The organism is Barnesiella sp. An22, from assembly GCF_963931395.1.
Classification (GTDB): Bacteria; Bacteroidota; Bacteroidia; order Bacteroidales; family Barnesiellaceae; genus Barnesiella; species Barnesiella merdigallinarum.
This window is the reverse complement of the sequence record NZ_OZ007014.1, coordinates 2,535,414-2,560,998: the sequence shown is the minus strand read 5'-3', so window position 1 is coordinate 2,560,998 and position 25,585 is coordinate 2,535,414. Positions and strand designations below refer to the sequence as shown.

Below are 25,585 nucleotides of genomic sequence, written 5' to 3'. Positions count from 1 at the left end.
AATAGACCATTTTCATATCGAAACAAACATTCCCATAACTCATAGAATAAAGGAAGATTAAAAGTAATGATTACATTCGACGATAAAATAATAGAAATGGGATGCGATTTTTGGATCGATACCGAAGAAGATGCTCCCTCGGTCGTAACCCGTATGACCGGTATACAACCCTCGTGGGCTACAACAAAAGGCGAAATATTCAGAACAAGACCCCACAATACAATACCCAGTAAGGAAATACCCGGGAAGTTCTTTAAACAAAACCTGTGGGAATTATCCGGTACTACCTATTTTGAAAAAGACGACCATCTGATACCTTTCAAATCGATCGATATGCTCGAAATGATAGAGAAACAGAAAAGCTCTTTCCAAAAGATTTTTAGAAACTACAAATACAAATGCCTCCTTCATTTCTGTTATGTCAACCGGCATAAACTTCAATTCCGCATTCCACCGGAACTGTGGAAGCGTATCGCACCGTACGGATTGTTGGTCGACTTCGACCTGTACCTGTTCAGTAAAAGCAAGAAAAATAACATTAACCGAATCAAGACCGGAACCGAGATGGGCTGCACACTCTATATCGAGACCGGGAAGAATGACCCGGGCATCGTTACCGAGATGACCGGAGTATCCCCCACCCGTATCAAGCGGAAAGGATACCCCGACATACCCTACACCGAGCTCGGCACTCACCCGGTCTTCGATGAGAAAAACGTCTGGTTTTACGATACGTTCGACAACCGAAAAGCATCGAAATATTTCGATCTGGTATATCAATCCACCGAAATATTGGACTTGGTAGAAAGCCGTTTAGAGTCGTTCCGAAAAGTTTTCCGCCGTTTCAAAAACAGCGGATTGATACTCCATTGCAGTATGGGACATTATAACTTCCAGTTCAGAATACGGCCCGACATGTGGCAAAGAATCGCCAAGCTGAATATCCCGGTAGATTTTTATCTATACTACATAAGTACACCTTATTTCGACGACTAAACCATTGGACTCATGAGAACACAGAAGATTGAAATCGGGGATATACAAATGCCTTCTTCATTTCTTTTTTAGGAGAAGGTTGGCTATGTGGGGGAGAATGGTTAATTTCGCCGAGAAACTCGAAAAACAGACAAAACCATGATACGGTTTCCCAATGCAAAAATCAACCTGGGGCTGCGAATCGTTTCGCGTCGCCCCGACGGGTATCACAATCTCGAAACGGTGTTTTATCCCATACAGCTGCAGGATGCGCTGGAGTTGGTGCCGACGTCCGACCCGGCTACGAGCCTTACGCTGTCGGGGATAGTCATCGACGGCGACAGCCGCGACAATCTGGTGATGAAGGCGTGGCGGCGGTTGAGCGAGCGATTCGACCTGCCGCCGGTGTCGATACACCTGCACAAGGCGATACCCTTCGGGGCCGGACTGGGCGGTGGGTCGGCCGATGCTGCCTTTCTGCTGGCGATGGCGTGCGACTATTTCCACCTGCCGCTGAGCGACGAGGAGCTCGACCGCGAGGCGGCCGCTTTGGGTGCCGACTGTCCTTTCTTCCTGCACAACAAGCCGTTGCTGGCCAAGGGGATAGGCGACGAGTTCGAACCGGTAGCTCTCTCGCTGAAGGGGTACCGTCTGGTACTGGTGAAGCCGGCCGTGGCGGTGCCTACGGCGGTGGCCTATTCGCTGGTGACTCCTGCCGAGCCCGATGAACCGGTGAGCGTGACCATTGCGCGGCCGGTGGCCGAGTGGCGCGACCGGCTGGTCAACGATTTCGAGAAGAGTGTCTTTGCCCGCTTCCCCGAGGTGGGGGCTATCAAGGAGAGCCTCTACGAGGCCGGTGCGGTCTACGCCTCGATGTCGGGGTCGGGGTCGTCGGTCTTCGGACTGTTCGACCGGGAGGTCGACCTGGCCGATTGCTATCGCAACTGCTTCGTATGGAGCGGTATGTGCGAGGTGTAGAGCCTTGATGGGAGAGGAGAACAAGTCTATGATGGATGTAGTGATTGAAACGATAAATGCGTTGTATCCGCTCTCGCCCGAGACGGTGCAGGCCTTGAAGGAGAGCGTGACCGAGTGCCGCTTCCCCCGGCGGTATCAGTTGGTGCGGGCCGGCATCTACTGCAAGTATGCCTACTTTATCGAGCAGGGCATGACGCGCTCGTTCTGGCTGGTCAACGGCGAGGAGATAACCACCTCGTTTTCGTGCGAGGGGGGCATCGTTTTCAGCATGGACGAACTCTATTACGACAAGGTGAGCGAGGAGTATGTCGAGACCCTCGAGGAGGTGGTGGCCTATCGCATTGCGCTATCGCGGCTGCGCGAACTGTTTGAGACCAATCTCGAGCTGGCCAACTGGGGGCGCATCATTCACCAGAACGAATACCGGCGGTTGCACCGTTCGCACAAGGAGCGACTCACCCTCTCGGCCCGCGAGCGGTACGAGGCGTTTCAGCAACAGTTTCCGCAGGTGTGCCAACGGGCCCAACTGGGTTACATCGCCTCGTATCTGGGCATCACGCTCTCGACACTCAGCCGGTTGCGCCGGGCCAAAAAATAGTGGGGGAGTCCCGGCCGTTTTTGATGTAGGTCAAATTTCAAGTGCGGCAACTGCTGTAATTTTGCAGTCGTAGCACGCTGCTACGAAAAACAGAAATTCATCCAGTAGAAAAATTCATCATCATGCAAAACATCTCTTCTGCCGCCTTCTCCGATACCAAACCCCATTACGAACTGCTCGACGGGTTGCGGGGCGTGGCGGCCCTCCTGGTCGTGTGGTACCACGTGTTCGAAGGCTATGCCTTTGCCGGGGGAACCCTTATCGAAGGTATCAATCACGGATACCTGGCTGTCGACTTCTTTTTTATCCTGTCGGGATTCGTCATCGGGTATGCCTACGACGACCGTTGGGGCCGGAGCCTGACGCTGAAAAACTTTTTCAAACGCCGGCTTATCCGCCTGCACCCCATGGTGGTGATGGGGGCGGTGCTGGGAGCCATCACCTTTTGCCTGCAGGGGCGGGTGCAGTGGGACGGTACCCATGTGGCCACCTCGATGGTGATGCTGGCCCTGCTATGTGCCATGTTTTTCATCCCGGCCGTCCCCGGTGCCGGTTACGAGGTGCGGGGCAATGGCGAGATGTTCCCGTTGAACGGCCCCAGCTGGTCGCTCTTCTTCGAATATATCGGTAACCTGCTCTATGCGCTGGTGCTTCACCGGCTCTCGACCCGGGTCCTGACCGGCGTCGTGGTGGTGCTGGGGCTGGCGTTGGCCGGCTTTGCCACCTTCGACGTGTCGGGTTACGGCAACATCGGGGTAGGGTGGACGCTCGACACGGTCAACTTCGTGGGCGGTCTGTTGCGCATGCTCTTCCCCTTCTCGATGGGGCTGCTGCTCTCGCGTCGCTTCAAACCGGTGCGGGTGCGGGGTGCCTTTTGGATTTGCTCACTCGTCTTGCTGGTGCTGTTTCATGTGCCCTATCTGCCCGGGACCGAAAGCTTCAGCCTGAACGGACTGTTCGAGACCGTTTGCATCGTCGCCGTATTCCCGGTATTGATTGTTCTGGGGGCTTCGGGGGCTACTACCGATGCCTTTTCGACCCGGGTGTGCAAGTTTCTGGGCGACATCTCCTATCCGCTCTATATCACCCACTATGCCTTCATGTATCTGTTTTATGCCTGGCTCATCGAGAAGGGTTACTTCACCTTTGGCGAAACTTGGCAGGTGGCCCTGTGCGTGTATGTGTGGAATGTGGCGGTGGCCTACCTTTGCCTGAAACTCTATGACGAACCGGTGCGTCGTTGGTTGAGTCGGAAATTTTTGAAGAAAGGCAAATAATTGCTATTTTTGAACCCGGAAGAGGGGAGCGGTCTCGTGCTGGTGCCGTCTTGACCAATGGAAAACAACAGAAACCAAAAAATATGATGAAGTGTAGCAAAGTATTGACCGCATGGGCTGTCGCGATGTTGGCCTGCGGTAGTGTGTGGGCTCAGGAGGCCGAATTCGATTTGTCGAGTCAGCGTTCCGAGTCGCAAGATGTGTTGGCCGTTCCGGGCAAGAAGCTCGATCACGGCGGTATTGTGGTGAACCCTACGCCGCAGCAGATGACCCTCGACCGGGCGCATGTGCTGGATTTGTCGAAGGGGGTGAACCTCAAGGACCGTCAGGGCCGTTTCTCGGCCGATGTGCCGTTCCTGACCCAGAACAAGAAGGGGGTGAAACTCACCGTCGACTATGGCGAGAAACAGGCCGAACGTAAAGGCGTGAAAGCCATATCGGGAGCCTACTGGCTGTGTGTGAATCAGAAGGGTATCGATATTGTGGGTTACGACGAACGGGGTGCCTTCTACGGCTTGCAGACGTTGCGGCAGTTGCTCGAGAGTCCGGCGGCAGCCGACGGCCGTTTGCCCTATGTCGAGGTTAACGATTACCCCGATTTGAAATATCGTGGTGTGGTCGAGGGCTTTTACGGCACTCCCTGGTCGCACGAGGTACGCATGTCGCTCATCGACTTCTACGGCAAGTTCAAGATGAACAGCTACCTCTACGGTCCCAAAGACGACCCCTATCACAGCTGCCCCAACTGGCGGTTGCCCTATCCCGAGAAGGAGGCCGAGCAGATTAAGGAGCTCATCGAGGCCTGCCGCCGCAACCGGGTCGATTTCGTGTGGGCCATTCACCCGGGGCAGGATATTAAATGGAACGAGGAGGATTATCAGAATCTGGTGAATAAGTTTAACTGGATGTACGACCTGGGCGTGCGTGCCTTTGCCCTCTTCTTCGACGACATATCGGGCGAGGGTACCAACCCCGTGAAACAGACCGAACTGCTCAACCGCCTGACGGCCGACTTTGTCAAGGCCAAGGGCGACGTGGCTTACCTCACGGTTTGTCCTACCGACTACTCCAAGCTGTGGGCCAACCCCACACCGCAGGGACCTCTGGCCATTTATGGCAACACGCTCGACCCCTCGGTCGAGGTATTCTGGACCGGCGACGTGGTGTGCAGCGACCTCACGCCCGAGACGATGGCGTGGGTCAACAGCCGCATCAAACGGCCGGCTTACTTCTGGTGGAACTATCCCGTGAACGACTATGTGCGTCACGTCATTCTGCAAGGCCCGGTTTACGGGCTCGATACCACCTTGACGTCCGACGACCTCTGCGGTATCGCCAGCAATCCCATGGAGCATGGCGAGGCTTCGAAGCTGGCCCTTTACGGCGTGGCCGATTATACCTGGAACGTGGCCGACTACAACCCCATCGACAACTGGGAGCGGGGTTTGGGCGAACTGATGCCCGAGGCTCGCGAGGCATACCGCACTTTTGCCATTCACTCGTGCGATACCGAGAACGGCTATCGCCGCGACGAGTCGTGGGAGACCCGTACCTTCCGCCTGGCCGATTGGGACGACGCTGCGGCCGATGCCCTCTGGCAGGAGTTCGACCGGGTAGAGAAAGCCCCCGCTACCATAGAGCGCAACTGTGCCAACCGGGGCTTGGTCAAAGAGTTGACCCCCTGGCTCGTCGAGTTTGAAAAGCTGGGTGCGCGCGGCAAACGGACCATCGAGCTGGCCCGCCTCTATCTCACGGATGGCGACCATGCCGTCTTCTGGAACCTCTATGTGCAAAACCTGATGAGTAGCGACGACCGCGCCGCCTACGAGGCTCACAAGAGCGGAACCATGAAGTTGCAACCCTTCTACGAAAATACCATGGACGATATGGCCCACGGTTTCCTGGCTCGCGTGTGGGGCGAGACGCCCATCTATTACAAGGGCATCGGTACCTTCAGCACAATCAAGACTCCGCAGGCGAAACTGATGCTGGACCACGACACGGCAACCTATTACACGTCGGGTATCGCTCAGAAGGCCGGCGACTGGATGGGCCTCGACCTGGGCAAGATTGAGCCGGTGACCGAACTCTCGATTCGTCAGGGCCGCAATTCGGTCGACGATGTCGACTACTTCGACCACGCCGTGGTAGAATATTCGGCCGACGGAAAGACGTGGACGCCCCTCACCGGCGAGTTGAAGCAGCAGTATGTCATCGACTGGCAGGGCGAGCCGGTACAGGCCCGATACATTCGTTTGAAACGGCTCGAGTCGGCCCGCACCAACTATGCCTCGATACGTTCGTTCGAGGTGAATCCGCCTCGTCTCGAGCGGTTGGGCTTTGACCTGAAGGCCGACGACATGCAGCAGGCTCTCTACCTGTTCGACGGCCAGCTGGGCACGAGCTATCGCAACGAGGGTACCATCACCTTCGGGGTGAAACCCGGTGTGGAGGCTTATGCTCTGTTGATGAACAGCCGGAAGGATGGCAAGCCGCTGGCCGTAACGGTGAAGCAGTTGGCCGCCGACGGTTCTACACTGGCCGAGGTGACGGCAACCGAACCCTTCTGTCAAGTGGTTTTGCAGCCCGGTGTTGCGTCCGTACAGCTCACGGGCGATGCCGAGATATTCGAAATCGTACCGACCCGGAAATAGGCCGACGACACGCTGTCGCAGATATACGAGGGGCGGCCCGGTGGGGCTGCCCCTTGGTGTTTTATCGGGCACGAGCGTGAGGCTGACAGTCGGGTAGGCCGGGCGTGACAAAAATACAGTCGCTATCGGTTTGGCAGTGTTTTTGATACTATATAAATGCTTGTTGAAGATAATTCTTCGAGGAGGCAGAATATGAATCGTAAAAAAAGAAAAACTAAAAATATGGCTGAAGAGAAAGACCGCGAAAAATCGCAAGTAATTGAGGACGAGGTTCCTGAAAAGAACAAAGAGGAGGCTTGTGAGCAACAGCCCCAGGATGCGGAGAAGGGCGAAACCGAAGCCGCTGCCGAAGAGGGCGAGGTAGATGAGGCTGCCAAATTGTCAGCCGAGCTGGACACGTTGAAAGCGACCATCGAAAAGATGCAGAAAGATTATCTGCTGTTGATGGCCGAGTTTGATAATTTCCGTAAACGGACCTTGCGCGAGAAAGCCGATTTGATTAAGAATGGCGGCGAGAACTGCATGAAGGCTATCCTGCCCGTAATCGACGACTTCGAACGTGGATTGGCCGCTGTGGAAAACAGTAACGATCTGGAAGCCGTGAAAGAGGGTATGAATTTGATATACAACAAATTCAAAACCTATCTCGAACAAAACGGCGTGAAAGAGATTCCCACTCAAGGTGCCGATTTCGATACCGAGTATCACGAGGCCGTGACTACATTCCCGGCTCCCGACCCTGCCCAGAAAGGCAAGGTAATCGATACCGTGCAGAAAGGCTATACGCTTAACGACAAGGTAATTCGTTTTGCCAAGGTAGTAGTGGGTGAATAACGATTTGGAGGGATAGAGAGCAATGGAAAAAAGAGATTATTATGAAGTGCTGGGAGTCGCCAAAAGTGCGACGCCCGAAGAGATAAAGAAGGCATATCGTAAGAAAGCTATTCAATATCACCCCGACAAGAACCCCGGTAACAAGGAGGCCGAAGAGAAATTCAAGGAGGCCGCCGAAGCCTACGAGGTGTTGAGCGATCCCGACAAGCGGGCTCGTTACGACCAGTTCGGGCATCAGGGTGTGGGCGGTGCTGCCGGTGGTGGATTCAGTGGCGGCGGTATGTCCATGGAGGATATATTCTCGCACTTCGGCGATATATTCGGCGGAGGTTTCGGCGGATTCGAAGGCTTTGGCGGCGGCAGCAGTTCACGTGGCGGCCGTCGGCATGTGAACAAAGGGTCGGACCTGCGTGTGAAGGTAAAACTCACCCTCAAGGAGATTGCCACCGGTGTCGAGAAGAAAATCAAGGTGCCCAAATATGTAAGCTGTACCTACTGTAAGGGAACGGGTGCCGAGAACGGAACCGCCTATACCACGTGTACGAAATGTAACGGTTCGGGTGTAGTGACTCGGGTTCAGCAGACTTTCCTCGGGGCCATGCAGTCGACGACGACCTGTCCCGATTGCGGTGGCGAGGGACGCATCATCACCAAGAAGTGTCCCCACTGCGTCGGCGAAGGCATCGTGCGAGAGGAGGAGGTCATCACCCTCAACATCCCCGCCGGTGTTTCCGAAGGCATGCAGCTCTCGATGGCCGGCAAGGGTAACGCTGCCCGTCATGGCGGTGTGAACGGCGACCTGCTTATCCTCATTGAAGAGGAGCCGCACCCCGATTTGGTTCGTGACGAGAACGACCTGATATACAACCTGCTGCTCGACCTGCCTACGGCTGTGCTGGGTGGTTCGGTCGATGTACCTACGCTCGACGGCAAAGCCCGTATCAAGGTAGAGCCGGGTACGCAACCGGGCAAGATATTCCGCTTGCGGGGCAAAGGTCTGCCCTCGGTCAACCGTTACGGCGTGGGCGATTTGATAGTGAACGTATCGGTCTACATCCCTGAGAACCTGAATGCGGCCGAGAAGAAACAATTCGAAGAGATGAAAAACTCGTCCAACATGCAACCTACGCTCACGACCAAGCAGCGTATATTCAGCAAGTTGCGCCACATGTTTGAATAATACACATAGGATATGATAAACGAACCGCGCGATACGTCGTCGAGATGTGCCGCGCGGTTTTTTTTGTGCCATGGAGAGACTTGTCTATGCAGGGCGATGGCTATTCAAAGTCGCTTTGCTGTTGTTCCACCTCTTTCAGTTTCAGTCGGTTGAGCTCTTGTTGCAACTCTTCGATGCGCCTTTCGCAGTCGGTCGAGGTCGATTGTCGGGCCTGACGGGTATCGCCCGACTGGTTTTGTAGCTGTTTCAGCTCCTCGCTGTCGGCAATTATCGGGAGAGCGGGGCGGTGGGAGACAAGGGTCAGTTCGGCCGATACGGGGGTATGTTTGCCCGACCACACGACCGAAGCCCGCACTTTGATTTCGCCCGGCGTCGTCGTAGCTCTTACCAGTACGGGAGCCGTACCCCACAAGACCGGTCGGGGATTGGTGAAGGTCTCTTCGTTGGCTACCAGTTCGCCGGGGCCCTCGATTTCGAATTTTATCTCGTAGTTGTTCAACCGCTTGATGTTGCCGTTGTCATCGGCTACGGCGGCTACCACGGTCAGCAGGTCCGAGCCGTCGGCCGTCAGCTCTACCCGTTCGTCATCGGCCCAGAGCAGCAGACGTGAGGGGCGGCGGCTTGGCATTACCTTGTGGGTGGCCACCACTTTGCCGTCCATCACTCCTTCGGCCAGCAGATACGAGTCGGCATGTTTTCCGTTTCGCGCCAGCTCCTTGTCCTGCATCACGTCGAATGCCACTTTGAATGTAATCACGGGCGAGGGCATCCCCTCGTGATTCTGGGGTTTGTGGTAAATCCGGGTATTGCCGTTGCCGCCATAGGTGAGCCGCACCTCGTCGCAGTTGCTGTAGACCGTTACATCTTCGGGCGAGAAGGGTGTCATGGCATTGGCAATATAGACCATGGGACCCGTCTCGGCCGGCAGGTCGGGGTTGATTTTGGCCGGGCGCTGGGCACAGAACATGTAGTACGACAGTTTGGGTTGTCTGAAGGCATCCATGATGCCCCCGTAGAAGGGGTCGGGATGGTAGCCCCGCTGGTGGTCGAACGAGTGCCACAGGCAGCCCCCCACATGTTGTCGGGGATTGCGGTAGAGCACGTCGTAGCAGGTATACTGATAGTCGGTTTTGGCATAGCCTTGAGCCTGTTTGAGCATGGGAGCCTCGCCCCAGGCCCGGTTGACTCGGCTGGGCGAGTTGTGCGAGTTCCAGTCGTCGACGTTGTCGCCCCATTCGCGTGTGAAATAGCTGATTTTGGGGTCCAGCGTATCGGTGTTGAAGGCCCCGCCCTTGCCGTTCAGCGGGTGAGTGAAGTGTACGGGGAAATATTGATGGCCGAGAGCCGTCACGTCGCATCCGGCATAACAGTAGGGATAGGGATACTCTTCGTGCAGGATGTTCACGACATTCAGGGCAAAGTCGTCGGGGTACCAGGTTTCGTTGAGGATAGGTTCCCACAGCCATACCGACGGGTGGTTGCGGTCACGCCGCACCATGTTGCGAACGTCGCTGTACACGCGTTGTGCAAAGACCGGCTCCTGATTCCAGAATTGCCATCCCGGCGTGTTGACAATCACGAAGAGCCCCAGCTCGTCGCAGGCATCCATAAAGGCGGGGTCTTGCGGATAGTGGGCGTTGCGGATGACCCGCAGGCCGGCATCGCGCAGCTTCTTGGCGTCGCGCCAGTGCAGGCTGTTGGAGAGGGCGTTGCCGATGACGGCAAAATCCTGGTGGCGGTTGGCGCCGATTAAGGGTTCGGGGTAGGGCTTGCCGTTCAGCCAGAAGCCATCCTCTCCCTTGAACTCGATACTGCGGATACCTATGCGGCGATAGTAGCCGTCGACAGTCTTGCCGTTGGTATCCTGTACATACACGTGCAGTTTGTAGAGGTGGGGCGAGTCGGGCGACCACAGGCGGGGCTGCAGAACTTGACTTTGGCCCGATACCCGGTGGGCTTTCCCTGCGGCCAACGACAGCTTTTTCTCAAGGTTGAAGATGAGTTTGTCGTCGTGGTCATACAACTGCCATACGACCCTCCCGCGGAATATCCGGTTCGACGCGTTGCGTATGTGCGTATCGATATGGACCACGGCCGATTGCTCCGATACCCGATCGTACGAGACAAACAGTCCGCCCGAAGCCTTCTCGTCTTCGTAGTTGGGGTCGGTGATGAATACGGGGTTGTGCACGACGAGCCAGCAATCGCGGTAGATGCCGCCGAAGTAGGCAAAGTCGAGCATCGCCTGTTCTTTGCCGGGAGGATAGGCGGGGTCGTCGCTATTGTCGGCCCACACGGCAATCACGTTGTCTTGACCATATTTCAGATAAGGTGTAATATCGACGATGACCGGCAGGTATCCGCCGTAGTGACTTTGCAGCAGCACGCCGTTGAGCCACACTTTCGATTTGCCCATGATAGCCTCGAAGTGGAGAAACTGCCGTCTCCCTCTCCAGGCCTCGTCGGGAGTAAAGTGCTTGCGATACCACACCTCGCCCTGATAGTTGATGCAGCCGCTGGCCTCGGTAGGCAGATATTCCATTCCATCGGGGAGCGAGACCAGTCGCCAGGAGCGGTCGTCGAAGTCGTTGCGTTCGGCACCTTCGACCGGCCCTTTGTAAAATCGCCAGGCCGGGTTCATGTTGTAGACCTCGCGTCCCGTTTCGGGCAGCGCAAAGAACCCGGCCGTAGAGAACAGCGGTTGGTAGCTTTCGTTACTCCAGGAGGGTAGAATCGAGAAGAGTGCGGCGGCACAAAGCAGCAGAAGTGCAGGGCGTTTTACATGGTGTTTCATGGTCGTGACAAATGAACGGGAGAGCCAGAATACTCGGCGGAGGGTCGGAACATGCCGGCCTTCCCGGTTGAAAATCCAAAAATACACAGAAAGATTGTGACATGAAACGGTTGGGCTGTTATTCTCGGGTAAGGAACAAATTTTTTGCCTGTACCAGAATAGGACAGAAGTTCGGTTTCTGTTTTCTCCCCGATTTGTTATCTTTGCTGTTACATAGTTGAAGCCATGAAAGTAAAGATAGAGGAGAGTTGGCGACGTCGATTGCAAGAAGAATTTGACAAACCCTATTTCGAGCAGTTGGTCGCCTTTGTGCGGAGCGAGTATGCTCGGGTGCAGGTATTGCCGCCGGGGCATCAGATTTTTCAGGTATTCAATGCCTGCCCTTTCGAGTCCGTGAAAGTCGTTATTCTGGGGCAAGATCCCTATCCCAATCCCGGGCAATATTACGGAGTTTGTTTTTCGGTTCCCGAAGGTGTGGCGATTCCCGGTTCGCTCTGCAATATCTTCCGGGAAATCGAGAGCGACATAGGCAACCCCATGCCGGTATCGGGCAATCTGGACCGCTGGGTACGGCAGGGCGTATTCCCGATGAACTCGGTACTCACGGTGCGGGCACACGAAACCGGTTCGCACCGAAACCGGGGGTGGGAGACTTTTACCGATGCCGTAATCCGCAAATTGAGCGACGAACGGGAGCATCTGGTCTTTATGCTGTGGGGCAGCTATGCTCGGGCCAAGGCTTCGCTTATCGATACTAGCAAGCACCTGGTGCTCGAGGCGGCACACCCTTCACCCCGTTCGGCCGACCATGGCTTTTTCGGTTGTAGGCACTTCAGTCGTGCCAATGCCTATTTGCAGAGCCAGGGTATCGCCCCTATCGACTGGTAGTTTTTTTGTAACAAAGGCGGAAACAACAGATCGATGTTCCCGCCTTTTCTATGAAAAGAGTTGATTTAGAGAGTTACTTTATAAGATTTGTTCACTCCTTCTATTTGTACGATGTATATGCCGTGGGCGAAGCCGCTTGTTTCGATAACAGCCGATTGGTCGCCGGCAGTAGTCTGGACGCACAGAATGCCTTGGCTGGAGTAGAGAGCTACTCGAGTACCGTTCGGTATGCCCGTGATATGAAGAGATTTACTTTGCCGGATGATGGAAACCGACGAAGCGATTTGCTCGATTGAAGATACAGGCGACAGGTCTACAGCGAGAGGTTCGGAAAAGTCGGTCTCCATGAAGGAGTGAGCTTTTACACGTGCGGTATAGACCTTTTGGTCGAGGTTCGTAAAACTGGCTCTCGGCTCAGTGAGGTTTGTACGGCTCTCGACGGTCTGGTCGCCGTCGAGCAATTCTACACTCCAGGTATTACCTTCGGTCCCGTCCCATAAGAGGTCGAACGAGTGGTCGGCTTTATTTTCTATCCGTAAGTTGGCAGGAGTTGCGGCAACCGTTTCCCAACTGTAATCGGTATCTATGGTTCCCATGCACCAGGCCTGGTTGCCTTCGGGGTCGGCCAGGTTGACCGTATGGTCTCCACTGCCTTCGGCAAAATTGAAGTTTTTAATTAGTCCTTCGGTCGAAGGGTCTATCTGTTTTTGATAGTTGTCTTTGATTTCATCTGGTGTGCGGGCTACGCTCCACAGTCTGAAATCGGCCATCTTGCAGATGCAGGGATTTCCCCAAGGGGCACGACCCAAGTATAGCGGATAGCCGTCGGCGGCTGTGTCGTAACCGGCGATATTGCTTTGTGAGCCGACAACCTCGCCGTTGACATAAACAATGATTTGACTGCCGTCGGCCACGCAGGCTATATGGGTCCAATTCCCTTTCCACGAAGTAGGGTCGATCCATAGCGACTCGCCGTCGAGCTGGAATTTGAACCATCCGTCAAATCCCAATACAAAACCTTTGTCGTTGTGCATGTTACTGGCAAAGAACCCCGTATTGTCGTCGATATAAAGCCAGGTTTCTATGGTTATTTGATTGGACCCGATAGTGGTCTCCAGCGCATTGAGGCCGGCTGCCGAAGTCTTTAACGAAATAGATCCGACGTCGGCATGAGCAGACAGAATGGTAAGGATACAGGCTGTCGCAAGTGTCGCAACTTTTGGTAATGTGTTTGTTTTCATAGATGTAAAATTTAATATTAGACAAGTTATTGGCAGAGAATTTCCAATACGGATTCTCGGAATTTTTCTATCTCGTGGCTGTTTTGCGTGAATTCATTCGGATTGCTGTAGATGGACTGAACGAGCGTTTCGCTTTTGGCGCGTCCGATTTTCTTCTCGAGAAGAGCCAGATATTCGTAATCCTCCATACTGTCTCTCCAACGCTCCATGCGAATCGATACGACAGGATGCTCGCAATGGAAATACCGGCCGGGATAGATGAGAATGCCGTCGCCCTCGGGCAGGTCTTTGCGGAAGGCTAGGGTATCGGTTTCGGCATAGGCATTGACTGCCCAGTAGAGAAATCCGGTCGTACGCTCTTTCCAACTGCGCCACAGCACGGCCCGGTGTTGGTATCCCGTCATCGAGAGCAGCAGGTTGGGCTGGTTTTCGCCAGGCCCCATGCACACATAGGTCCACCACTCTTCGTTTTCCTTGAGCAGAGAGCGGCACGTATCGGCATTGGCTTCGTTCCCTTGCAATGCCCAGGCACTCATGGCAAATATCTGGGTGTCGCCTTGCCACAAGTCGAAGACCGAAAAAAGTTTATCTTTATAGGGCCCGTCTTTCGGGCCGCAATAGAAGGTGGTGAGCACTTTGGCTTCAGGCTTGAGCGAGTGTATCTCCCGGGCATATTGGCCGATGAGCCGGTATTCGTTCATGTATGCCGGTTCGTCCCACAGGTAGAAATATGCCCGGTCGAGCAAGTGGTGCTTTTCGAGCGATTGCAGCATGCCGTCCAGTTCGTCGTGCGAGAGCGAGTGATAGGGAATGGCAAAACGGTTAAAACGGGGATCGGCAAGAAATGCCAGAGTGCGGGAATCGTCCCATTTCCAGGGCGACGACGAAGCCTCGTGTCGCATGCTGTTGGCCAACCAGGTCGAGAAATAGGGATTCATGCGGTAGTCCAGACACAGTTCAGCCCATTCCAGCTTGTTTTTTAAAGTCTGTTCTTCGGATGTCGAGTCGATGAGGTTTTTCTCGATAATACCGAATGTAGCCGGGATCGATGGGGTAGTGGGCAGAGTGACATCGTATACATGCAGGTCGAGCTTTATTTTCTGTTGTTTTCCATTCCCGGCAATAATCAGTTGCTCATTGTATTTCCCGGGTACCGTTTTATCGGTCGTGCGGTAGGTAATCCACAGTTTGGCAATGGTATCGGTCAGTAGTATTTTGTCATCTTCGACCGGTACCAGCGCATCGTCGAATCCGTATACGGGAGTAATCTGTCGGCATGAGTATTGAATACCGTTGTCTTTGGTTGTCCGGTGTATGGTATAAGTCTCACCGATTTGGCCCTTGAAAACGAGTTGAATGTGTTCGGCTTCGTTTCGGGCAAGCATGAGAGCGGCTGAATTGTGGGGCTGGAGTTCGTGAAAGTCGGATGCTTTGTCGACCGAAGGTACCAGATAGCATTCGATTGATTGCTGACATGACCCCAATAAGAGGATACCGCCTGTCAGAAGCAGGTGTTTGAGAAAGGTAGATTGCATAGTAGTGTCTTGTTTTATTCGGAGATGCCTTCAATTAAATTTTTTCGCAGGGCCAAAGCATATTTGCTTTGACTGGTGTAGTTGGTCGGACCTTTGTATACGTTGTTCAAAAGCGAGAGTGTGGCTTCGCGTCCCACTTTCTTCTCGTACATCATCAGCATGTCGTACTCTTCGGCACCGTCGCGCCACCGTTCCAGCCTGATCGAGGTGCATAGCTTGTCCGAGTCGAACGATTCGCCCGGGTAGATGAGTACGCCGTCTCCTTCTGGCAAATCGGAACGAGGCCGTAGCGGATAGACACTGGCAAAACCGTTGACAACCCAGTACAGGAATCCCGAAGTTTGTTCCTTGTAGCAACGCCACATGGTGGCCCGGTTTTCAATGGCGGTGGAGTTGGACGCAAGACCGGGGGTGATTGACATGCACACATAGCTCCACCACTCCTGGTCCGGGCGTAGTTTGTCTTTGCACCGGTCGGCCCAGGTTTCGCTGCCCTGCAAGGCCCATACACTGGTGCAGAAGAGCGAGGTGGCTCCGTTCAGCAGGTCGAACGTGGCCAACAAATCGTCTTTATACTCTCCATCGGTCGGGCCGCAATAGAAGGTGGTGAGCACTTTGGCTTCGGGGGCATATTGGTGAATGCGGTCGGCCATGCTCCTGATCTCTTCATACTCGGCTGTTTTGGTCGGCTCGTCCCATAGATAGAAGTAGGCTTTTTCGAGGAGCCCGTTTTCGCGAGCCTTGTTTAGCATGGCTTGTAATTCTTCGTCCGAAAGGCCATGAGAGGGGAGAGCAATGCGGTTGAACCGTTTGTCGGCCAGGTAGCTCCACGTACGGTCGTCGTTCCAGTCGTAGGGCGATGAGAAGCACTCGGTCTTCATCGTACCGCTCAGCCAGGTGGAGAAGTAGGGCGAAATTCGATATTCGAGCAACAGGTCCGAAGCCTCTTTTCTCTTCTCGATTTTTCCCTCTTCAGACAACCCCGAGAAAATAAAGTTCTGGGGGTTAATGCCAAATACCGAAGCGATAGAGGGGGTCTCGGGCAGCGAAGCATCGACTACATTGAGCGATATGGCCACGGCATACTCCTGGCGGCCCTCTTTGAAACGAATGACCTCTTTGTATCGTTTGGTCTCGGCATTGGGCTTTATCTTGAACGTAAGCCAGGCCCGCACGATTTTACCTTCGGGTTCTATCTCGTTGTCGCAGGGGACCAGCACATCGTATTTCCCGTTGAAGGAGGCAACTTTGCGGCACTGAAATTCGATAGCATCGGCATCGCCGCTACGCTCTATGGTCAGGCTCTTTTTGGAGTCGGTTTGTATGACGAGCTGTACACTCTCGTATTCGTTGCGCACCACATCCATGTCGTATCGGTTTTCGGGGGTTGTGGTGGTGTAGTTTTCCATGTTGTCGAGGCTGTTGAACAGCCACGTATTGGTTGCGATTGCCGGTATATCGTCGCCCGAGTTGCCCGGTGTTTCCGGTTCTTTGTCTTTGCAGGCGGTCGATAGAAGGGTAATCAGGAGGATAATATACAGTAAATGTGATGATTTCATAAATATTCTATTTGGTCAGTTTCATAAGTTTTACGCCATGAGCCGGGATATTGAACGTAACGGCATTGTTATGTATCTCTACCGGTATGTTTTTCCACAGGTCGGTGATGTGTCCGTCGCCTATGTAGTTGATGGCCTGTAGCGGGAAAGTGTAGTCTTCTATCGCCGTATCGGTTGTGTTGAATACCGCTATGTAATGGGCCGTTTCATCTTCGCTTTGAGCATACCAGGCGATTATCCCGTCAGTCTCGAACAATTCACGGTTCCCCTTTGAGCGTTGGTTGATGTCGATTACTTCCTGGTTGGTGATAAGGCTCAGCGTGAAGTCGTCGATTTCGGGCAGGTTGCATCCCACCATCAGAGGAGAGCGGAACATGGCCCACAAGGTAAACATGGTGTATTGCTCGTCGGGTGTGAAGTGGCTCATGCGTGGAGCACCTCGCATGGCTCGTTGGGCCATCGGACCGACAGGGAGCATGTCGGCATCGGGCCAGTGACCTTTGACAATATACTTTTGCCACTTGCGGCAGAGGGGGAATTGGGCTTTCAATGCTTCCCAGTTGTCCCAGAAATCCTCGGATATGCGCCAGAGTTGTGCCACGCTTTGCAGATGCCTTACGTTTTCGACAGGAGCCGGACCGGGAGAGAGACTCAGGACAATCGGGCGTTTTACCTTTCGGGCAGCTTGGGCAATGGCATCTATTTCGTCGCAAGCATAGACGGGCGACAGCAGATCGTCGGCTTTGACATAATCGACGCCCCACGATTCATAGAGTTCGAAAATCGAGTTGTAATACTCCTGAGCTCCGGGTTTGCTCATGTCTATCCCGTAGAAACCGAAATACCATTTGCACTGCGAGTCGATGTTGGCGATGTCGCGGGCCTTGTACGAAGTCCCTTTGATGGGCGTGTTGGCCTCGACTGCCTGAATGGGGATACCCCGCATGATGTGGATACCCAGTTTCAGCCCTTTGCCGTGCAGATAGTCGGCTATGGGTTTCAACCCTTCGCCGTTTCGGGATGAGGGGAATTTCTCGGGATCGACGATGAGCCGTCCGAATGAATCGATAAGCTGGTGTGGAGCCTTCGATTCGTAATCTTCCAGAGTCAGCATGCCGGGGGCATACCAACCGGCATCAATTACGATATATTCCCAGCCGAGTGGCTTCAAGTGTTCGGCCATGAAGTCGGCGTTGGCTTTGACCTCATTTTCGGTGACCGAGGTCCCGAAACAGATCCAACTGTTCCATCCCATCGGCGGCCGTTCGGCCAGTATGGGCGAGGTCTCGGGCTGTTTGGTCTGTGGGGTGTCGGTACAGCCCGTACCCAGTAGAGGTATAAATAGGCATGTGATAGCCAAAGTTTTGATGTTCATGATATTGTTTTCGAGGTTAATGGTAAAGAGTGCCTGTTATTGCCGGAGACCCCGGCAATAACAGGGATAAAAAGTTTAGTCGAGGACACAGCGTACGCAGTATCCACGAGTACGGTCGTAGGGGTAGAGGGCTGCCCCCGAGTCGTTGCTTGTGAAGCCGTAGGTCACGCCTTGATTGGGGAAGTTGGCGGGATCGGGATTCCACGGATAAACATCACCCTCTTTGGGGGCAGTAGCTGTCCAGTAGTAAGATGTGGCGAAAGCCTCGATAATATCGTTCTCGGGAATGCTCCAGATGTAGCCGGTCCCGGCCAGATTGAATCCGATGGAATTGAGTCCAACATCGCCGGCATTGGGATCCCAATAGTTTTTCTCTTTGAGTATGGTTCCCGGCATGGTGGGGTCGCCACAAGCGTTGATGAGGAAATCCCATTCGGCTTTGGTCGGGATGTGCCAACCTTCGGGAGCCAGGCCTTGAATCTTTTCGCCCTCTTCGGCACCACGAGTCCCGCGCATGGTAGCTGTCCACGTGTAGTATCCGCCGAAGATTCTGGTCCACGATTCGTCTTCACCTTCTTGCGGAGTGTAGAACTTCACGTCGTTCTCGGTGAGGGGGGTACCATCGGAGTAGGTGGTAGCCCGCAGGTTGTCGGCCAACCATACGGCATAGTCTTCGGTGAGGGGATCGTAAACGCGGCAAACCCGGTATTCCTGGTTGTCGCGTGGGTCGATAAACGGTTTGTAGAAGCGGAAGAGTTTCATGCTACGCACTTCGCTGCGCGACAAGGCGCCGTTGTTGTTGCTTTCGATCGCCCAATACAATTCGCCCCGTTTATATTCACCTACACCCAGTTCGGCCAGCAGGTCGTCAAGATCCTGATGGGTGAGGGTATATTCCATTTCGGTTCCCACTTCGATGCGTTTGAGTTCGTTCATCTCTTCGTCGAGGCTGAAAATGAGCGAATACGAAGCACCGGCTTGGTCACCTTCCCATTCGAAGTCGAGTTTCTTGGTAGGGTTCTCATACAGGAGGTCAAACTCTTCCAAGTCGTCGGGTGCATAAAGCACGATGTTGCTTTCTTGGTTTTTACCTCCGCCTTCGTCGTCTTTTTCCGAGCAAGAGGTGCCTGCTACGAGCAGGATGGATGCCAGATAAAAAAGTGTCTTTTTCATTGTGTTGTGTTTTTAGGGTTGATGAATTATTGGGTTACATGTAAGGTGCCTATCTTCAACCAGCCGTTTGTGAACGAACCGTTTTTTACGGCCAGGTTGAGACCCGGTTTTTTCTCTTGGGTGTCGTCGGTGATGGCCACGGCCAAAATGTATTTGCCGGCGGGCAGGGACACGATTTCGCTTGTCCTGTAGGTTTTGTCTTTTCCCTTGATCCAGGCCGAAGGCTCGGCGTTGTCGTCGGTAATCATCTGTTCGATTTCCTGGCTCTCGGAATCGAGCAGGGCAAACGAGACTTTGTACTTATAGTTCCAGCGACGATTGTTGTTGGGACATACTCCCACACCGCTGTTTCGCCAGGTATGTTTTATCGTCAGCGATTGTCCGCTCTGGACCGACGGAGGAAACTCTATCTGTACCGGAGTGAGGCGATAGCCGCCGTAGCTGATAAAATCTTTTACCAACTCCTTGGCATGAGTTACCCAGCCGCGGGTTTCGGTGGCTTCTCGCAAATCGAGGGTATTGGCATGGCCGCGGATAGCGTCTTTGTAGGCCTGAGCATAAAAATCGGCCCAGGACTTGAATTTGTCGGCGTACAGAGGGTCGGTGCTCCAAGGCTGATAGCTGTTTGAATTGCCTCCCCAGTAACAACCTTCGGCGATGAAGGCTTTTTGCGGGAATAGCGAATTGATGATTTCGACCTCGGTATCTTGGAACCAGTAGCTGCCGATTCCGTCGCGGCGGGTCAGGAAGTCGTGCTTGTCGATAGCCAGTTGTTTTTCATAGGCAAAGCCTATTTCGGTACCGAAGTTGACCACGAGCAGTACGTTCTTGAAATTCTCGGCATACAGGTCGGTAATCCATTGATACACGCTGTACTTGTTGCTGTTGTTGAGATATTGCACATGATGGCCTTCGCCCCACCAGCCCAGGTTGTAGGCGTCGATGAAGTCTACTCGTGCGGGGTCGTCGAACTCCTGGGCAAAGGCCCGGATAAAGTTACCGAACTTCTCCTGGAATACAGGGTCATCGGCATAGGGGGTCCAGTTGTTGTTCTCGTCGGCCGGATCCCACAACCGATGCACCGCATACCCCTGAGCTCCTGCTTCTCTTACAAAGTCGGGGGTACCGTTGTAGATATTGTCTTGCCCGTCGACATAGACTCGGAAGGCCAGTTTCAGCCCCCGGTCGAGAGCCCCTTGAATGAGGGCCTTGAAATTTTCGTCGTGCTCCCAGGCATATTTTCCCTCTTCGGGTTCGAGTTCCGACCATCGGGAGCGCCAGTAAAAAATCGAGGCATACTTTTCGGCGGCTGCATCTTGTTGCGACCAGTAGGTTTTGGCGTTGGATACGTAGTCGTTGGCATCGTCGTAGAGAGTCCAACCCGAGGCCGGATTCCGTATGAGCGAGGTCAAATCGGGGTCGAAAGAGACCGTTTGGTCTCCCGACTGTATTCCATCGTTGTCTTTGTCGGTGCATGCGACAAAAAGAGCGAGGGCGACGGGCAGTATCCAAGTGAGGTTTTTGTAGTGTGACATAGTTAGAAACCTTCGTTGTTTTTAAGATTAGGATTTTCGTAGATAACCGATTGAGGTATCGCATACAGAATGTGTTTGGGTTCGGCCATGAGTTTGCCGCGGGCGTGAGCGTTGGAAATGAGTTCGCCATGGCGAATCAGATCGGGACGACGCATGCCTTCCCAGCAGAACTCCCAACCCCTCTCTTTCAAGAGATGGCTGCGGAACGCATCTCTGTCGGTAATGTCGTTTATCTCTTTTTCGTATTTGCTCCCTTCGTAGTTGTCGAATGCCCGGCTCCTGATTTGGTGTACCAGGTCTTTGGCCTCCTGCGTGGGGCCGTGAAGCTCGTTCAAGGCTTCGGCCCGGGCCAGAATCACCTCGGCGTAGCGGTTTATTACATATTCGCTGGCATCCCATTGTCCGGTCGTATTGGGGTTTTCTTGATACTTCATGGGGATGGCTCCCGGTTTGCCGGTGTATTCGGTACGGCGGTCGACCATCTTTTTGCCGTTCCAGTAGGTTGCCAGTAGGGCATTACGGCGTTTGTCGTTGGGGTCGTAGGTGTCGTAGAAATCCCAAGGTACGAGGAATCCGCCCCATTTGGTCAGAGAGATGCCGTTCCGCGATACATAATCGGCGGGCAGGGCATGAGCCAGGAAGCAGTTGCCCAATCCGCCTTGCGGGAAATTGGGAATCGGGAAAATGACCTCTTTGTTTTGTTGGTTCGACGGCGACCATATCGACATGTAGTCTTTCTGCAACATGTATTCGCCGTCGTTGATTATTACGTTGGTAATCGAGTCGACCCGGCTCCACCACATCATGGCCTTGCCTTCGTTGTTGCGGTAATGACGCTCTTGACCGGCTTCGTGCATGTACAGTTTCAGCATGTACATTTGGGCAATGCCTTTGGTCATGCGGCCGTAGTCGCTGGCACTCAGTTCACTGGCGGTCTGCAGGTTCTCTTCGGCGGTCTTCAGTTCGGTATCGATGAAGTTGACATACCACTCGACCGAGGGTCGCTCGGGCATATAGTCCTGTGCCCTTTCGGGATCGAGCGCAATATCGGGGTCGGTAATCAGGGGAACGGTGCCGTACAAATCGTAGAGGTCGTATGCCCACATGGCCCGGAGGCAACGTACTTCGGCCATGTAACGGCGTTTTACCGGTGCCGAAATCGAGATGGGGCGCATGCGTTCGAGCAGGGCGGTTGCTTTGGTGACAGCCGGAACCATGCCTAAGTAGAATGCACTGAGGTCGGTCGTCTCGGCAGTCCACAGAAAGTCGAGCTGTTTGTCCCAAACCCAGTTGCAGTCGCACTCGTCAGTACATCCTACTTGCATGGTCAGTAGAGATCCCCAAGCGCAGTTATAGCGATCCCAACCGCCACCGCGCAGTTCGTGGTAGATGCCTGTGACAGCAGCTTTTACATCGCTTTCGGTTGTCATTACGTTATCGGCGCTGAGTTGGTCGAAAGTTTCGTTCTCCAGTGAGCACGAACAAGTTGCTATGAGCAGCAACGATGAGAAAAATATATTCCTGGTTTTCATGATTCAAATAGTATTAAAAGGTTATGTCAACACCAAAAGAGTAGGTTCGTTGGTTGGGATACCCGGCTTTGAAATCGGTTTCGGGGTCGTTGCCCGAATAAGGTGTGATGACAAAGGGGTTGGATATGTCGGCAAAGATTCGTGCGCGGGAGAATACCTTGTGTATCCATTTCGAGGGGAGGGTGTATCCCAGCGTGATGTTCTTGCAGCGGATAAACCAGGCATCTTCCCACAGGTAATCCGAGGGTTGAGGATATTGGCTTACGAATCCCGAAGGGTATTTGCTGTGCGGGTTTTCGCTCGACCAGCGTTCCGAAATCTCTTTCATCATGTTTTGCCCGTTCAGGATGAAGCGGATATTGGGAATCGAGAATTTTCCGCGGGTGGCGTTGTTGACGATACGGTCGAACATGCCATAGAAGAAAATATTCAAGTCGAAACCCTTGTATTCGAAGGTATTGCCGAATCCAATCGAGAAGCCCGGGTCGTAGGTGCCCAGCAGCACGATGTCGGCTTCGTCGATAATACCGTCGGGCCCTCCGGTGTATTGTACGTTACCGTTTGCATCGGGAATCAGATTTCCGAACTCGTCGCGCAGATAACCGTTCACATCTTTGATCTTGTACTCGCCGGGCAGGAGGTTCGGCATGGAGGCAGGGGCGGCCTCGTCGATACCCAGCACACCGTCGGAGAGGTAGCCATAATGAGCCCGTATGGGGTCGTCGGCTTTTTGCCAGGGACTCAGTTCGTCTTCGGGATTTCGTTCTTTCCACCTATCGACATAGCGCGTGAAGTTAAACTCGGTATCCCATTTGAACTCGCCGGTGAAGTTGCGGCTCTTCAACGAAATTTCTATACCGGTACTTTGCGTCTTGCCGATATTGGCGGCTACGGTCGATACCTCCATAAACGATTTCAGGGTACGGTATCCCAAAAGGTCTTTTACCTCTTTCTTGAAGAACTCGAAAGTTCCGCTCAACCGTTGGTCGAAGAAGCCGAAATCCAAACCGAGGTTAAACTCGGTTGTCGTTTCCCATTTCAAGTCGGGATTGGCTATTTGCGACTTGGCCGTACCTGTGCTTACCGAGTTGCCGAAGACATATTGTTGCCAGGCTGCCGTATAGTATTCAAAGGCATTGTTGCCTATTTCGCTGTTACCGGTTTGCCCTAAGCTCAATCGCAATTTCAGGTCCGAGAGGAAGGTGACATCTTTCAGGAAATCTTCCTGCTTGATACGCCAGGCAACTGCCCCCGATGGGAATATACCATATCGGTTATTGGCACCGAAACGATTCGAACCGTCGACACGGGCCGTGAGGGTGAACAGGTATTTGTCGAACAAGTTGTAGTTGATACGTCCGAAGTAGGAGATGAACATGGTCTTCGACTTGTTGGAGGCAACCGTGGGACGAGCTGCTTCGCCCGAGGCCAGGGAGTTGTATTTGAATATGTCGGTGAAGAATTGCGAGTTGGCTGCCGAGAATCCTTCGTTGGTAAAGTCCTGATAAGAGTAGCCGGCCAGGATATTGAATTTGTGAGCCTTGGCTATCGAGAAATCGTAGTTGACCGTGGCTTCGAGCAATCGGTCGAATTGTTGAGCCATACTTTTGCTGGCTTTGCCTCCCTCTTGTTTCCCATACAGGGTAGTCGTGGGGATATAGGAGTTGCGCACACCGGTTTGGTCGTCGAATCCGATATTGACTTTGGCCACCAGCCCTTTGATGATTTCGGCCTGGAGATAGGCATTTACCAGTAAGCGTTTGGTTTGAGTGTAGTCGTCGATTTCGAGCATGGAGACGGGGTTGGGTACGGTTGTCATGCGCTCGCTTTGGGCATAGCTCCCGTCTTTGTTGTATACCGGAGTCGTGGGGTCGTACGACATGGCCGAGTTGATGAGGCCCGAGTTTTCGAAATCTTCGGTCCCCAGAGGTACGTTGGTCGATTTGATGTAACTCTGTGTGGCGTTGACACCGTATTTGAAGATTTTGTTGATTTGGTGTTCTACATTCAGACGGCCGGTATAGCGGGTGAAATCGCTGTTGCGTACCACACCGTTTTGGTCGAAGAAGTTGAACGAAGCCATGTATCTCAGGTTGGAGGTTCCGCCCGATACCGAGAGGTTGTGCTGATGGATCATTCCTTCGCGGGTGATGAGGTCGTACCAGTCGGTACCCTCACCGGCGTTGCGAATGGCAGAGTCGGTATAGGGATAGACAATGGGGTCTGTGATGGTCGAAGGGTCGGTATTCCCATAGGGATATATGCGGTTGTTGTAGAGCCATTGCTCTTTGGCAAACTTGTTGGCCTCGGTCATAAATTCCTGGGCATTCATCATTTCGGTCTTGTTGGCAATTTGCTGAACGCCGTAATTGGCACTGTAATTGACTACCGGTTTACCTTCTCGCCCTTTCTTGGTCGTGATGATAATGACACCGTTGGCAGCTCGTGCTCCATAGATAGCCGTCGAAGAGGCATCTTTCAGAATTTCGATAGACTCGATGTCGTTGGGGTTGATCGAGTTCAGCGGGTTACGCGAACCGAAGTCGGTATATCGGTTATCGGCCGCCGGTTCCACCTGAGAGCCGCCGATGGGAAATCCGTCGATAATGTACAGCGGCTCGTTGCCGGCACCGGTAGAGGCTTCGCCACGTATCCGCAGAGTTACGCCGCCTCCCGGTTGGGCGCTGTTTTGGACCGAAGTGATACCGGCGGCTCTACCCGAGAGCATGTGCGAAATCGAAGTGTTTGCCGACATGGGCAGGTCTTCGGTTTTTACGGTAGAGACAGCGCCGGTCAGGTCGCTCTTTTTCATACTGCCGTATCCGATGACTACTACCTCGTCGAGGTCGTTTATCTTTTCTTGCAGCGTGGCGTTGAGAATATCGCTTTTCCCGACTTTCAGTTCTTGCGTGTCGTAGCCGATATACGAGAATTGCAAAATCGATTTGTCGGGTACGCTCAACGAGTAGTATCCGTCGATATTGGTCATGGTACCTTTCTCGTTGGAACCTTTGGCGATAATGCTTACGCCGATAAGCGGTTCGCCCTGACGGTCGGTTACCCGTCCCGATATTTTCCGATTCTCGGTAGCGGTTTGCGATGCTTTCGTATCTCTATCCGATCCTTTGATGATTCGGACCATTTTGCCGTCGATTTCAAAAGATACGGGTTGTCCTTGAAATATGGTACTTAATACTTTTTCGATAGGTTGATTTTGGAGATTGGCATTTACTTTTTTCTGCAAGTTCACATCGTTTGTCTTGACCGAAAACGAGTAGCCTTCTTGATTGCGAAGAATTTCCAAAGCTCTTTCAACCGTTATGTTCGGGAAGTTGACCGAGATGTTTTGTCCATATCCTGTAAAGACAAAGCACAATAAAAACAGCATAATACATTTTTTACATTTCTTGGATATACCGATGAAATGCGGACTTTTGTGTTTTTCCATGGTAAGTGT

17 protein-coding genes are annotated in these 25,585 nt (G+C 53.4%); 8 read left to right on the top strand and 9 right to left on the bottom strand.

Translation table 11 applies throughout. The features are described 5' to 3' along the window. The first annotated feature begins 96 nt into the window (after window positions 1–96). The 7 genes from ABGT88_RS10630 to dnaJ all read left to right on the top strand — a co-directional run bounded on the left by ABGT88_RS10630 (window position 97) and on the right by dnaJ (window position 8,496). Complete coding sequence (locus ABGT88_RS10630) at window positions 97–996, top strand: DUF4279 domain-containing protein (protein ID WP_346702031.1); 900 nt, start codon at window positions 97–99, stop codon at window positions 994–996. Window positions 997–1,134: 138 nt separating this feature from the next. Then, on the top strand, window positions 1,135–1,953 hold the full coding sequence (ispE, locus tag ABGT88_RS10625; protein ID WP_258327351.1) for a 4-(cytidine 5'-diphospho)-2-C-methyl-D-erythritol kinase: 819 nt from the start codon (window positions 1,135–1,137) through the stop codon (window positions 1,951–1,953). Between the two features lie 31 nt (window positions 1,954–1,984). Further along, entirely contained in the window at window positions 1,985–2,551 is a 567-nt protein-coding gene (locus ABGT88_RS10620; protein ID WP_206422484.1) for a Crp/Fnr family transcriptional regulator, read from the top strand. A 122-nt stretch (window positions 2,552–2,673) separates the two neighbouring features. Continuing rightward, window positions 2,674–3,828 carry an acyltransferase gene (locus ABGT88_RS10615; protein ID WP_258327352.1) on the top strand — a complete coding sequence of 385 codons (1,155 nt, stop codon included), beginning with the start codon at window positions 2,674–2,676 and terminating at the stop codon, window positions 3,826–3,828. Between the two features lie 83 nt (window positions 3,829–3,911). After that, a complete protein-coding gene (locus ABGT88_RS10610; RefSeq protein ID WP_346702029.1) occupies window positions 3,912–6,482 on the top strand; it encodes a beta-N-acetylglucosaminidase domain-containing protein in 2,571 nt (856 codons plus the stop codon). Between the two features lie 222 nt (window positions 6,483–6,704). Further along, window positions 6,705–7,316, top strand: coding sequence for a nucleotide exchange factor GrpE (locus tag ABGT88_RS10605; RefSeq protein WP_087408582.1), 612 nt, complete (start codon window positions 6,705–6,707; stop codon window positions 7,314–7,316). A 22-nt stretch (window positions 7,317–7,338) separates the two neighbouring features. Further along, the gene (gene dnaJ, locus ABGT88_RS10600; RefSeq protein WP_346702026.1) at window positions 7,339–8,496 is read left to right on the top strand and encodes a molecular chaperone DnaJ; all 1,158 of its coding nucleotides are present in this window, start codon (window positions 7,339–7,341) and stop codon (window positions 8,494–8,496) included. Between the two features lie 100 nt (window positions 8,497–8,596). Here the strand turns inward: dnaJ and ABGT88_RS10595 are convergent, their stop codons facing one another. Beyond that, window positions 8,597–11,290, bottom strand: coding sequence for a glycoside hydrolase family 2 TIM barrel-domain containing protein (locus tag ABGT88_RS10595; protein ID WP_346702024.1), 2,694 nt, complete (start codon window positions 11,288–11,290; stop codon window positions 8,597–8,599). Window positions 11,291–11,515: 225 nt separating this feature from the next. Here ABGT88_RS10595 and ung point away from each other — a divergent pair, with 225 nt between their 5' ends. Beyond that, window positions 11,516–12,178, top strand: coding sequence for a uracil-DNA glycosylase (gene ung, locus ABGT88_RS10590; RefSeq protein ID WP_346702022.1), 663 nt, complete (start codon window positions 11,516–11,518; stop codon window positions 12,176–12,178). 65 nt (window positions 12,179–12,243) lie between these two features. On the opposite strand, the gene ABGT88_RS10585 is transcribed toward ung, so the two are convergent. From ABGT88_RS10585 to ABGT88_RS10550, 8 genes are all read right to left on the bottom strand, one after another. Beyond that, window positions 12,244–13,419, bottom strand: coding sequence for a LamG-like jellyroll fold domain-containing protein (locus ABGT88_RS10585; RefSeq protein WP_346702020.1), 1,176 nt, complete (start codon window positions 13,417–13,419; stop codon window positions 12,244–12,246). A gap of 26 nt (window positions 13,420–13,445) precedes the next feature. Further along, the gene (locus tag ABGT88_RS10580) at window positions 13,446–14,954 is read right to left on the bottom strand and encodes a DUF4091 domain-containing protein (RefSeq protein ID WP_087408578.1); all 1,509 of its coding nucleotides are present in this window, start codon (window positions 14,952–14,954) and stop codon (window positions 13,446–13,448) included. Window positions 14,955–14,968: 14 nt separating this feature from the next. Continuing rightward, window positions 14,969–16,513, bottom strand: coding sequence for a glycoside hydrolase domain-containing protein (locus tag ABGT88_RS10575; RefSeq protein WP_346702018.1), 1,545 nt, complete (start codon window positions 16,511–16,513; stop codon window positions 14,969–14,971). A 7-nt stretch (window positions 16,514–16,520) separates the two neighbouring features. Next, window positions 16,521–17,888 (bottom strand): glycoside hydrolase family 27 protein, encoded by a 1,368-nt coding sequence (locus ABGT88_RS10570; protein WP_346702016.1) that lies wholly within the window; start codon window positions 17,886–17,888, stop codon window positions 16,521–16,523. A gap of 75 nt (window positions 17,889–17,963) precedes the next feature. After that, window positions 17,964–19,061, bottom strand: coding sequence for an FISUMP domain-containing protein (locus ABGT88_RS10565; RefSeq protein WP_346702014.1), 1,098 nt, complete (start codon window positions 19,059–19,061; stop codon window positions 17,964–17,966). A 26-nt stretch (window positions 19,062–19,087) separates the two neighbouring features. Further along, window positions 19,088–20,596, bottom strand: a complete 1,509-nt coding sequence (locus tag ABGT88_RS10560) for a hypothetical protein (protein ID WP_346702012.1) — start codon at window positions 20,594–20,596, stop codon at window positions 19,088–19,090. 2 nt (window positions 20,597–20,598) lie between these two features. Further along, window positions 20,599–22,128 (bottom strand): RagB/SusD family nutrient uptake outer membrane protein, encoded by a 1,530-nt coding sequence (locus tag ABGT88_RS10555; protein WP_087408574.1) that lies wholly within the window; start codon window positions 22,126–22,128, stop codon window positions 20,599–20,601. Window positions 22,129–22,141: 13 nt separating this feature from the next. After that, the gene (locus ABGT88_RS10550; protein ID WP_346702010.1) at window positions 22,142–25,432 is read right to left on the bottom strand and encodes a TonB-dependent receptor; all 3,291 of its coding nucleotides are present in this window, start codon (window positions 25,430–25,432) and stop codon (window positions 22,142–22,144) included. Window positions 25,433–25,585 lie beyond the last annotated feature (153 nt).

Coding starts and splice junctions, on each gene's coding strand:
- dnaJ (WP_346702026.1), top strand. CDS start 7,339: ATGGAAAAAAGAGATTATTATGAAGTGCTGGGAGTCGCCAAAAGTGCG.
- ABGT88_RS10575 (WP_346702018.1), bottom strand. CDS start 16,513: ATGAAATCATCACATTTACTGTATATTATCCTCCTGATTACCCTTCTA.
- ABGT88_RS10555 (WP_087408574.1), bottom strand. CDS start 22,128: ATGAAAACCAGGAATATATTTTTCTCATCGTTGCTGCTCATAGCAACT.
- ABGT88_RS10570 (WP_346702016.1), bottom strand. CDS start 17,888: ATGAACATCAAAACTTTGGCTATCACATGCCTATTTATACCTCTACTG.
- ispE (WP_258327351.1), top strand. CDS start 1,135: ATGATACGGTTTCCCAATGCAAAAATCAACCTGGGGCTGCGAATCGTT.
- ABGT88_RS10580 (WP_087408578.1), bottom strand. CDS start 14,954: ATGCAATCTACCTTTCTCAAACACCTGCTTCTGACAGGCGGTATCCTC.
- ABGT88_RS10595 (WP_346702024.1), bottom strand. CDS start 11,290: ATGAAACACCATGTAAAACGCCCTGCACTTCTGCTGCTTTGTGCCGCC.
- ABGT88_RS10585 (WP_346702020.1), bottom strand. CDS start 13,419: ATGAAAACAAACACATTACCAAAAGTTGCGACACTTGCGACAGCCTGT.
- ABGT88_RS10560 (WP_346702012.1), bottom strand. CDS start 20,596: ATGTCACACTACAAAAACCTCACTTGGATACTGCCCGTCGCCCTCGCT.
- ABGT88_RS10620 (WP_206422484.1), top strand. CDS start 1,985: ATGGATGTAGTGATTGAAACGATAAATGCGTTGTATCCGCTCTCGCCC.
- ABGT88_RS10610 (WP_346702029.1), top strand. CDS start 3,912: ATGATGAAGTGTAGCAAAGTATTGACCGCATGGGCTGTCGCGATGTTG.
- ABGT88_RS10615 (WP_258327352.1), top strand. CDS start 2,674: ATGCAAAACATCTCTTCTGCCGCCTTCTCCGATACCAAACCCCATTAC.
- ABGT88_RS10605 (WP_087408582.1), top strand. CDS start 6,705: ATGGCTGAAGAGAAAGACCGCGAAAAATCGCAAGTAATTGAGGACGAG.
- ABGT88_RS10630 (WP_346702031.1), top strand. CDS start 97: ATGGGATGCGATTTTTGGATCGATACCGAAGAAGATGCTCCCTCGGTC.
- ung (WP_346702022.1), top strand. CDS start 11,516: ATGAAAGTAAAGATAGAGGAGAGTTGGCGACGTCGATTGCAAGAAGAA.
- ABGT88_RS10565 (WP_346702014.1), bottom strand. CDS start 19,061: ATGAAAAAGACACTTTTTTATCTGGCATCCATCCTGCTCGTAGCAGGC.